At 65.3% G+C, this 9,455-nt stretch carries 11 protein-coding genes; 7 read left to right on the forward strand and 4 right to left on the reverse strand.

Annotated features, from left to right (window positions below; translation table 11 throughout):
• Nucleotides 1–67 precede the first annotated feature (67 nt).
• The 4 genes from AC1DVT_RS04760 to dnaA form a co-directional block, all read right to left on the reverse strand.
• Complete coding sequence (locus AC1DVT_RS04760) at nt 68–592, reverse strand: DciA family protein (RefSeq protein WP_477386953.1); 525 nt, start codon at nt 590–592, stop codon at nt 68–70.
• Nucleotides 585–1,742 carry a DNA replication/repair protein RecF gene (recF, locus tag AC1DVT_RS04765; protein ID WP_477386955.1) on the reverse strand — a complete coding sequence of 386 codons (1,158 nt, stop codon included), beginning with the start codon at nt 1,740–1,742 and terminating at the stop codon, nt 585–587. The genes AC1DVT_RS04760 and recF overlap by 8 nt, the downstream gene beginning before the upstream one ends.
• A 57-nt stretch (nt 1,743–1,799) precedes the next feature.
• Nucleotides 1,800–2,951 carry a DNA polymerase III subunit beta gene (gene dnaN, locus AC1DVT_RS04770; protein WP_477386957.1) on the reverse strand — a complete coding sequence of 384 codons (1,152 nt, stop codon included), beginning with the start codon at nt 2,949–2,951 and terminating at the stop codon, nt 1,800–1,802.
• A 464-nt stretch (nt 2,952–3,415) separates the two neighbouring features.
• Complete coding sequence (gene dnaA / locus AC1DVT_RS04775) at nt 3,416–4,828, reverse strand: chromosomal replication initiator protein DnaA (RefSeq protein WP_457099786.1); 1,413 nt, start codon at nt 4,826–4,828, stop codon at nt 3,416–3,418.
• A 306-nt stretch (nt 4,829–5,134) separates the two neighbouring features.
• Here dnaA and rpmH point away from each other — a divergent pair, with 306 nt between their 5' ends.
• From rpmH to AC1DVT_RS04810, 7 genes are all read left to right on the forward strand, one after another.
• Complete coding sequence (gene rpmH, locus AC1DVT_RS04780; protein WP_055961817.1) at nt 5,135–5,272, forward strand: 50S ribosomal protein L34; 138 nt, start codon at nt 5,135–5,137, stop codon at nt 5,270–5,272.
• A gap of 9 nt (nt 5,273–5,281) precedes the next feature.
• Nucleotides 5,282–5,617, forward strand: a complete 336-nt coding sequence (rnpA, locus tag AC1DVT_RS04785; protein WP_457099785.1) for a ribonuclease P protein component — start codon at nt 5,282–5,284, stop codon at nt 5,615–5,617.
• A complete protein-coding gene (yidD, locus tag AC1DVT_RS04790; protein WP_457099784.1) occupies nt 5,614–5,970 on the forward strand; it encodes a membrane protein insertion efficiency factor YidD in 357 nt (118 codons plus the stop codon). Before rnpA ends, yidD begins: the two co-directional genes overlap by 4 nt.
• Before the next feature lie 3 nt (nt 5,971–5,973).
• A complete protein-coding gene (yidC, locus tag AC1DVT_RS04795) occupies nt 5,974–7,065 on the forward strand; it encodes a membrane protein insertase YidC (RefSeq protein WP_457099783.1) in 1,092 nt (363 codons plus the stop codon).
• A 20-nt stretch (nt 7,066–7,085) separates the two neighbouring features.
• Nucleotides 7,086–7,598 carry a Jag family protein gene (locus AC1DVT_RS04800; protein ID WP_457099782.1) on the forward strand — a complete coding sequence of 171 codons (513 nt, stop codon included), beginning with the start codon at nt 7,086–7,088 and terminating at the stop codon, nt 7,596–7,598.
• Between the two features lie 22 nt (nt 7,599–7,620).
• Nucleotides 7,621–8,250, forward strand: coding sequence for a 16S rRNA (guanine(527)-N(7))-methyltransferase RsmG (gene rsmG, locus AC1DVT_RS04805; protein ID WP_477386964.1), 630 nt, complete (start codon nt 7,621–7,623; stop codon nt 8,248–8,250).
• A 384-nt stretch (nt 8,251–8,634) separates the two neighbouring features.
• Entirely contained in the window at nt 8,635–9,003 is a 369-nt protein-coding gene (locus AC1DVT_RS04810) for a GIY-YIG nuclease family protein (protein WP_477386960.1), read from the forward strand.
• Nucleotides 9,004–9,455: the final 452 nt, after the last annotated feature.

The following is a 9,455-nucleotide window of genomic DNA, read 5'->3' on the forward strand; positions in this document are numbered from 1 at the left end:
CCCCGTTCACGGCCATTCTGAGGCCCTGTAGCGCGCGCAAATCCTTCAGAACGACGCTGGAGGTGACTCAACCGTAGGTATCGCGCGGGCCACGCCCTGGAACGGCTCTGGGACCCCATTTCCAGGAGGGGACGTCCGGCCCGATGAAGCGGATCCCGTCGACCCCCGCTTCTGGGAACCTCCGGATGATCTCGGAGAGGATCTGCGCGCGCATCAGCTGGAGCTGTTTCGCCCACGCGGTCGAGTCCGCCTGCACGGTCAGCACACCATCCAGGAAGGCGACCGGTGTCGTGTGGGCCGCGGTCCCTTCGCCGGCCACTTCTGCCCACGTGCGCACGACGTCTTCACGCGCCAGATTCGCATCCCAGCCCGACTCGCGGGTGAGGTCGGCAAGCACATCGGCCACTCCTCGAGGATCGCGTCCCGGCGTGAACGGGGCGTTCTCGTCGTCGTCCGCCCGCCGCCGCCGCTTGCGGAACGTCCTCGCCGACGGCTCCAGACCGCGCAGTCGCAGGTAGGTCGCCACCGTCTCGGGGATCTCGTTCGGGTCGGAGACGGATGCCGCGCCCCGCGGTGCGTTCACGTCAGGCATCTGCGACCTCGAGAATGCGCCCGCCCTCGACCCGGACCACCTGTGCGCGCAGCGGTTCGGGCACATCCTGCTCCACGGCGGCCGTCACGATGACCTGCTCGTACCCCCGGACCAGCTCGGCCAGCCGCACGCGACGATCGGCGTCGAGTTCGGCGAAGACATCGTCGAGGATCAGCACCGGGTCGCCGAGGCGGGAGTCCGCGCGGAGCAGTTCGGCGGAAGCCAGTCGCAGCGACAGTGCGACAGACCAGGACTCGCCATGCGACGCGTATCCCTTCACCGGAAGCCCGCGCACCCGGAGAACGGCGTCATCGCGATGCGGACCGACGAGCGTGAGACCACGGTCGAGCTCAGCGGACCGTCGCGCGGCGAGGGCGGCACGGAATTGATCGGCGATCTGGGCCGGCGCGGTGTCGGTGGTCGCGGCATCCGATCCCTCTTCAGGATCACCGCCCGTCACCGACAGCGCCCAGTGCAGCTCGGGACGATGATCCGCCCCGGCGATCGAGGCGTACGCGTGCGCGAGCGGTTCGGCCAGTTCCACAGCGAGGGCCAGGCGTGCCTCGATCACCTGGGTTCCGAGGGAGATCAGTTTGTCGTCCCAGACCTCGAGGGTGGACAGGCCCTCGCCGCGCACTCCGCGGGCCTTCGCCGACTTGAGCAGGGCGGTGCGCTGCTTGAGCACGCGGTCATAGTCCGCCAGCACGCCCGAAAGACGAGGCGTGCGCTGGATGAGCAGCTGATCCATGAACCGCCGGCGCCCGGACGGATCGCCGCGGACGATCTGCAGATCTTCAGGGGCGAAGAGGACGACCTGGGCATACCGCGGCAGCTCGGCCGGCTTCACCGGGGCTCCGTTGACACGAGCCTTGTTCGTGCCCTGTCGGTTGAGCTGCACTTCGAGCAGGACCCGGCGCTCGCCATGGGTGAGGCGGGCACGCACGATTGMGGCATCCGCCCCATCGCGCACCATCGGTGCATCCTGCGACACCCGATGGGAGCCGAGCGTCGCGAAGTACGCGATCGCTTCGACGAGGTTCGTCTTGCCCTGCCCGTTACGGCCCACGAACACGTTCGGACCGGGCTGCAACGCGACATCGGCGACCGCATAGTTGCGGAAGTCGACGAGGCTGAGCTGCTCCACGATCACCGGGTCAGACTACCCGCCACCTCCCCCAGCACTCCCGCCGAAACGGAAGCCGGGTGGTCAGCGGAGGAGCAGGTTCGGCTGCAGCAGGTACTTGAAGGTCTCGGCGCCGCCCTTGTCGACCGACGTCTGCGGCGTGATGAGCACGGGGCTGAGCTTGTTCGCGTTCTCGCTCGAGGTGAACGTGATCCGCACGAACTCGCTGCGGACCGCGCTGAGCGACTCGATCAGGTACTGAGGATTGAGCCCGAGCGTGACTTCCTCGCCCACGAGGGTGGCATCGACCGACTCGGACGCGCGCGCCTGCTCGGTGCCCGAAGCATCCATCGAGACGCCCTCGGCGCTGAACGTGAAGCGCAGCGGTGCCGAGCGGTCCAGGACCAGCGATACGCGGCGAACAGCCTCGGTGAGCTCCGCGGTGTTGACCACGGCGTGATGCTCGGTCTGCTCGGGGAACAGCCGGCGAACCGGCGGGAAGTTGCCCTTGATCAGCAGCGACGTCACCGTCTTGTTGCCCGCCGTGAACGCGATGATCTCGCGATCGCCCGAGCCGGAGAACGTGATCGAGATATTGCCGCCGTGCGAGAACGTCTTTCCGACCTCGGTGAGCGTGCGCGCCGGGACCAAGGCCGTGGTCGCCTCGTCGGAGGCGGTGTCGCCGCCGTCCCAGGGGATCTCGCGCAGCGCAACGCGGTAGCGGTCGGTCGCCACCAGGCTCAGCTGCGTTCCGGACACCTCGAGCTGGACACCGGTGAGCACCGGGGTGACATCGTCGCGCGACGCGGCGAACGCCACCTGCGCGATTGCGGTGGCGAAATCCTCACCAGGAACGACACCCGAGTCGCCGGTGACCTCGGGGATCGCGGGATATTCCTGTACCGGCATCGACGCGAGGGTGAATCGTGCCGAACCGCAGCTGAGCAGGATGCCGCCGTCGTCGTCGACTTCGATCTGGATCGGTGCGTTCGGCAGGCGACTGGCGATCTCGGACAGCAGGCGACCGTGCACGAGGATCGTGCCCGGCTCGTCGACCGTCGCTTCGATCGTGGTGCGAGCAGATGCCTCGTAGTCGAACGCCGCGAGCGAGAGCCCGGCTTCGGTGGCCTCGATCAGCACACCTGCCAGGATCGGCTGCGGGTTGCGCTGCGGCAGCAGCTTGACGACGAACGACACGGCTTCGCTGAAGACATCGCGATTGACGTGAAACCTCACGGGCGCTTCCTTGTCGTTCTGGGGCTTGGGTTTCCCATGCTAGTCCCCAGGTCGACTGAGACCTCAAGACGTGGGTCCCCGCTCTCAAGGTGATCGGACCGGGGCTTCATCAGAAAGTTAACGTCATGGTGTTAACACCTGTGGATGATGTGGATAACTTCACGTTCATCAATCGGGACATGGGAACTACAACAGTGTGAGATGTGGAATCGCTGCGGACTCGCGCAGTTCGGGCATGGGACTCCGGTTGCGGCATCCGATCCTCCGTCCACAGGGATTTGTCGTTCGCTCACAGGTTTCCGCAGGGAGATCGAGTTATCCACAGGTTTTCCACACTGTGAAGAACCGTGATTTTGGCCCTGGCGGCGTCGACTGTCAAGCACAATTTGGGGAATGCGTCGACGCATGACCACGACGAACGTCGGACCGGCCGCAGAAGCGACCCGTCGGTGGTGCGAGAAGGGTCAGCGGCCGTTGCGGCCGAGCTGCGCGCTGATCTCCGAGACCTGGTTGTAGATCGACCGACGCTCCTTCATGAGGTCGCTGATCTTCTTATTGGCATACATGACCGTGGTGTGGTCGCGGTTGCCGAAGAGCTGCCCGATCTTGGGCAACGACAGGCTCGTCCGCTCGCGGCAGAGGTACATGGCGATCTGCCGGGCTGTCGCGACGGCCTGCGACCTGCTCGATCCGTAGAGGTCATCGACCGAGAGCTTGAAGTACTGGGCGGTCGCCGTGATGATGTCGGTCGGCGAGATCACATTGGTGTCGTTCTGGTCGATGATGTCGCGCAGCACCGTCTGAGCGAGCGACATGTCGAGAGTCGAGCGGTTGAGGCTCGCATAGGCGGAGACGCGGATGAGGGCGCCCTCGAGTTCGCGGATGTTCGACGACACCACGGTCGCGATGTACTCCAATACCTCGTCGGGAATGTGCAGCCGCTCGCTCTGCGCCTTCTTGCGCAGGATCGCGATGCGGGTCTCGAGGTCAGGCGCCTGGACGTCGGTGATGAGACCCCACTCGAAGCGGCTGCGCATCCGGTCTTCGAACCCGGTCAGGTGCTTGGGCGGCACATCGCTCGTGATGACGACCTGCTTGTCGTGGTCGTGGAGCGTATTGAAGGTGTGGAAGAACGCCTCCTGCGTCTCGGCACGACCCTGCAGGAACTGGATGTCGTCGATCAGGAGGATGTCGACATCCCGATACCGAGCCTGGAATGCCGACCCGCGGTTGTTGGCGATCGAGTTGATGAAGTCGTTCGTGAACTCTTCGCTCGAGACGTAGCGGACGCGGATGCCGGAATAGAGGCTCATGGCGTAATCGCCGATGGCGTGCAGGAGGTGTGTTTTGCCCAGTCCCGAGTCGCCGTAGATGAAGAGCGGGTTGTACGCCTTCGCGGGAGCCTCGGCGACAGCTACGGCCGCGGCGTGTGCGAAGCGGTTGGACTGTCCGATGACGAAGTTGTCGAACGTGTACTTCGGGTTGAGCCGCGAGTCGTTTCGAGCGGATGCCGCGTCCGCAGCATCCTCCATCGGCGAGCGGACGACGGCAGCCGGCGCCGGAGTCTGCTGCACCGGGATCGGCGATGTCATGTGCTGGTCGACGATCTCGGGATTCACGACGACTCGGAAGGTCGAGGCCGAGGGCTCCTCATCGACCTTGGCCAGAGCCTCCATGATCGGCGCACGCATGCGCTTGTTGATCTGTGCTGCAGTGAGATCGTTCGGAACATCGAGGTAGAGCGTTCCGCCCATGACTCCCTGTGGGACTGCGAGATTGAGGAATCCCTGCAGCTGCGGGGTCACGCGGTCGTCGGAGGCGAGTTCCTCGAGCACTGCGGACCAGACTGGAACATCTGGAATTTCGTGCTGAGACATAGCCCCCCCGGGAAGTGGTGATGCGTCACACGCTCAAGGGATAGGTTTTCCCGAGCCTGTGGATAACTGCCGGAGCCACGCTAGTCAGCAGGCGTGTCGGGAGCAAACTCCACTGTAGATCTCGCCCGCGTGTCGGGACCAGGGCCTGCGACTTGTCTGTGCATAATGCCGGTCCACTCGTCCCGGTTTGAGTTATGCGCCCGTACGTCGTAGCCTTAATCGGTTGACTTATGCCCTCGCGGCAGTCCCTGTATCCCGTCCTCCGGTCTGAGCGTCCCGGTGGCACCCTGATCCGGAAGTGATCCCATGAGCAAGCGCACATTCCAGCCCAACAACCGCCGTCGTGCCAAGAAGCACGGTTTCCGTGCCCGCATGCACACCCGCGCGGGCCGCGCGATCCTCTCCGCTCGTCGCGGCAAGGGTCGCACCGAGCTCTCAGCCTGATCGCGAGCGGTGCTGGCCCGGCCGAACCGACTCACCCGCGGAGCGGAGTACAAGGCCGTCGTCCGTCGGGGTCGTCGCTGTGCGGCCGCGCACACGGTGACGTACGTCGTCCGCTCGGATGACGCGTCGGCCGTACGGTTCGGGTTCATCGTCAGTCGGCAGGTCGGTTCCGCCGTCGTGCGCAACACTGTGCGCCGGCGACTCAAGGCGGTCTGCGCCGACTCCCTCGAAACGCTTCGACCCGGATCGGAGATCGTGATCCGAGCCCTCCCGAGCTCCGCGACAGCGCCCTTCGATGAACTCCGCGCCGAAGTAGCGCGCTGTTTGGCCAAGGGAGCCGCATGAGCTCCGCGACGCTTCCCGCCTACTCGCTCGGTGACGGCCGGTTCGAGGCATCCGCTCTGCTTCCCGCCGTATCGCTGCTCCCCCGCAATGCCGTCCTCGCGCTGCTGCACGGCTATCGCGCGACGATCTCCCACGTCTATGGCGACGTGTGCAAGTACTATCCCTCCTGCTCGGCGTACGCCGTGGGAGCGGTCCAGCAGCATGGTGCGGCGAAGGGCGCTGTGCTCTCAGCAGCCCGGATCGCCCGCTGCCATCCCTGGGCCGCCGGAGGAATCGATGATGTACCGCCGCACCGGCGGTTCCCTTACGACCTGACCCCGCACGGTTACGTCGTCCCCCTGCGAAAGGACTGATCCGTGCCGGATCTCATTGGAATGATCCTCTGGCCACTGAAGTGGCTGGTGGAACTCGTGCTGGTCAGTTGGCACGCGCTGTTCACGTTCATCGGTCTGCCCGCAGCCGCCGGCATCACGTGGGTGCTCGCGATCGTCGGCCTCGTGGTGGTTGTTCGCGCGGCGCTGATTCCGCTCTTCGTGAAGCAGATCAAGAGCCAGCGCAAGATGATGGAAATTGCCCCTGAACTGCGGAAAGTTCAAGACAAGTACAAGGGCAAGAAGGATCAGCTCTCGCGCGAGGCGATGAGTCGCGAGACCATGGCGCTGTACAAGAAGCACGGCACCACTCCGGTCTCCGGCTGTCTGCCGCTGCTTGTGCAGATGCCGGTCTTCTTCTCGCTGTACTCGGTGCTCAGTTCGATCAAACTCAATGCCGAGGCGGGCAAGGGTGGGGTAGGACCGCTCACCCCCGAGCTCACGATGGAGTTCTACAACGCCAAGCTCTTCGGGGTCGCATCCCTGCACGACACCCTCGTGGGTGCGTGGGAGGCCCAGGAACCGGGCTGGCAGCTCACTGTTGGCATTCTCGTCGTGCTCGTCGTGCTCATGATCGCGTCGCAGTTCTTCACCCAGCTGCAGATCATCTCGAAGAACCTGTCGCCCGAGGCCAAGACCGGCCAGGCGTACCAGATGCAGAGAGTCATGCTCTATGTCCTCCCGCTGGGCTTCATCTTCTCGGGCATCTTCTTCCCGCTCGGTGTGGTCATCTACTGGTTCACGAGCAACATCTGGACGATGGTGCAGCAGTTCATCGTCATCCGCGAGATGCCGACACCCGGATCGGATGCCGCGAAGGCCCGTGAAGAGCGGCTCGCCCGGAAGGGCAAGGCGATCGATTCGTCCGGCAAGGTCGTGGCGATGGAGAAGTACGAGGCCGAGCAGCAGCGCCTCCTCGAAGAGGCCGAACGCGCCAAGGCTGCGGCTCCGAAGCGGCAGCAGCCGGTCAACAAGCAGCGCGCCAAGAAGCAGGCGCAGAAGCCCACCCCTTCGTCGACTGACGGGGCGAAGCCCGCAGACAAGCCCGAACCCGAGGCCGGCACGGCCCCGGCATGACGAGAAGCGCAGAGGAAATCATGACCACGACGGAATCAGGCTCCGTGGACGCACCGGACCGCACGCCGGTCACGGCTGAGCAGCTCGAGCAGGAGGGCGACATCGCCGCCGACTACCTCGAGGGCCTGCTGGATATCGCGGACATCGACGGTGACCTGGCGATGGACGTTCGAACGGGTCGGGCGTATGTGTCCGTGGAGGCCGAGGACGAGCAGTCGCTCGCCCTGCTCTCCCACCCTGAAACGGTTCAGGCGCTCCAGGAACTGACCAGGATCGCGGTGCAGAACCAGACCGGCCGTTTCTCGCGCCTCATCCTCGACATCGGCGGTTCGCGTGACACCCGTGAGCGCGAGCTCGCGAAGCTGGTCGACCGCGCGATTTCGCGCCTGGATGAGGGTGCGACGCAGGCGTCTCTGCCGGCCATGTCCAGCTACGAGCGCAAGCTCGTGCATGACATCGTGTCTGACCGTGGCTTCGTTTCAGAGTCCTACGGCGAGGGCGCTGACCGCCACACCGTGATCCGCCGCAGCTGACGTTTCACGTGAAACGTCGATGATGGTCGAAGTTGAAACTGAGCCCGCGGTCGCCGCACAGATCTTCGGCGACCGCATCGACCTGGCGCGGCGTTTCACCGCCGCGCTGGGCGAGCACGGTGAAGAGCGTGGGCTGATCGGCCCACTCGAACCACCCCGGCTGTGGACGCGCCACGTCCTGAACAGCGCTGTGATCGCGCCACTGTTCACGGGTCGGGTCGGCGACATCGGCTCGGGCGCCGGCCTGCCCGGACTTGTACTGGCCATCGCCCGGCCCGATGTGGAGTGGACCCTCATCGAGCCGATGGAACGAAGAGTTGCGTGGCTCACCGAGCAGATCGAGGCGCTGGACCTGGATAACGTCGAGGTGCTGCGGGCTCGCGCCGAGGACTGGAAGCGTGGTCCGATCCTGGACGCCGTGACCGCCCGGGCCGTCTCCGCGCTTCGGACGCTGGTGCCTTTGACCGCGCCAATGGTGCGCCCGGGTGGCGAATTGGTCCTCCTGAAGGGCGCCAGCGCATCAACCGAGATCGACGGCGCGCAGAAGCAGCTTCGCAAGTTCGGAATCGCCGATGCCCGTGTCGAGGTCGTCGGCGAGGGCCTCCTGGACGAGCCGACGCGGGTCGTCCGCGGCACCGTCACCCGCCCGTAGCGGCCGGCTCTGCCCACTTCGTGATAGGGAAGCGGCGAAACCCGCGTATCGAGATCACGAGTCCGTGCTTCCGAGGCGGGGGTTTCGATACGGCGCTGGCGCGCCTACTCAACCACCGGGATCAGCGGTATCTGCGTTCTGGGCGGATGTTTCACGTGAAACGGYGAKGYTSCRCGTGTGSCCGGTGATCGAGTAGCGAGCGAAGCACGCGTATCGAGATCACGACTCTGTACATCGCGGTGCGGCGTTTCGATACGACGATGGCGCGCCCACTCAACCACTGGTGGAGCGATGGGTCTCCTCCCGAGGGCGAGCGAAGCGTCCCGAACCCACACCCGTGGCCTGCAAGATAGGCATTCACGCCACATGGGTCATTCTGGCGTGATGGCCTTCATGTACATCCTCGAGTGCAGCGACAGATCGCTCTACGTCGGGAGCACCATCGACCTCGAGCGACGAATCTGGGAGCACGAGCAGGGACTCGGTTCGAACTATACGAAGTGTCGGCTGCCGGTTCGCCTCCTGTACTGCGAAGAGTTCGATCGGGTGGAGGATGCCTTTCGCCGTGAGAAGCAGGTGCAGGGGTGGAGCCGCGCGAAGCGGCTCGCGCTTGTGAAGGGTCATGGTGACAAGTTGCCTGAGCTGAGCAAGAAGCGGAACTGGGCGGCGCGGATGGATGTTTCACGTGAAACCGGGTCGCCCAGGGGCCGGCGATCGAGTAGCGAGCGAAACCCGCGTATCGAGATCCTCTGACGGGTGGGGAGGTTTCGATACGGCGCTGGCGCGCCTACTCAACCACCGGGAGCCGGAGTGGGGTTTCGATGCGGCGCTGGCGCGCCTACTCAACCACCAGGACGGGGTGGCGGTTTCGATGCGGCGCTGGCGCGCCTACTCAACCACCAGGACGGGGTGGCGGTTTCGATACGGCGCTGGGGCGCCTACTCAAGCACCGGGAGCCGTGGGGGCGGTTTCGATACGGCGCTGGCGCGCCTACTCAACCACCGGGAGCCGGAGTGGGGTTTCGATGCGGCGCTGGGGCGCCTACTCAACCACCGGGAGCCGGAGTGGGGTTTCGATACGGCGCTGGCGCGCCTACTCAACCACCGGGCGGAGCGGGCGCGCTTACTCAACCCCGGAGCGGTGACGTTTCACGTGAAACATCACCGTCGGCACTGCTGCCGGCGGCGCGGGGAGGGGTGGTGGTG

This window comes from Microbacterium sp. P2_F9, assembly GCF_056403635.1.

What these genes read in the sequence shown, in the direction of transcription:
- AC1DVT_RS04810 (WP_477386960.1), top strand. Translation starts at nt 8,635, where the DNA reads ATGGCCTTCATGTACATCCTCGAGTGCAGCGACAGATCGCTCTACGTC.
- AC1DVT_RS04760 (WP_477386953.1), bottom strand. Translation starts at nt 592, where the DNA reads ATGCCTGACGTGAACGCACCGCGGGGCGCGGCATCCGTCTCCGACCCG.
- rpmH (WP_055961817.1), top strand. Translation starts at nt 5,135, where the DNA reads ATGAGCAAGCGCACATTCCAGCCCAACAACCGCCGTCGTGCCAAGAAG.
- AC1DVT_RS04800 (WP_457099782.1), top strand. Translation starts at nt 7,086, where the DNA reads ATGACCACGACGGAATCAGGCTCCGTGGACGCACCGGACCGCACGCCG.
- yidD (WP_457099784.1), top strand. Translation starts at nt 5,614, where the DNA reads ATGAGCTCCGCGACGCTTCCCGCCTACTCGCTCGGTGACGGCCGGTTC.
- rsmG (WP_477386964.1), top strand. Translation starts at nt 7,621, where the DNA reads ATGGTCGAAGTTGAAACTGAGCCCGCGGTCGCCGCACAGATCTTCGGC.
- dnaA (WP_457099786.1), bottom strand. Translation starts at nt 4,828, where the DNA reads ATGTCTCAGCACGAAATTCCAGATGTTCCAGTCTGGTCCGCAGTGCTC.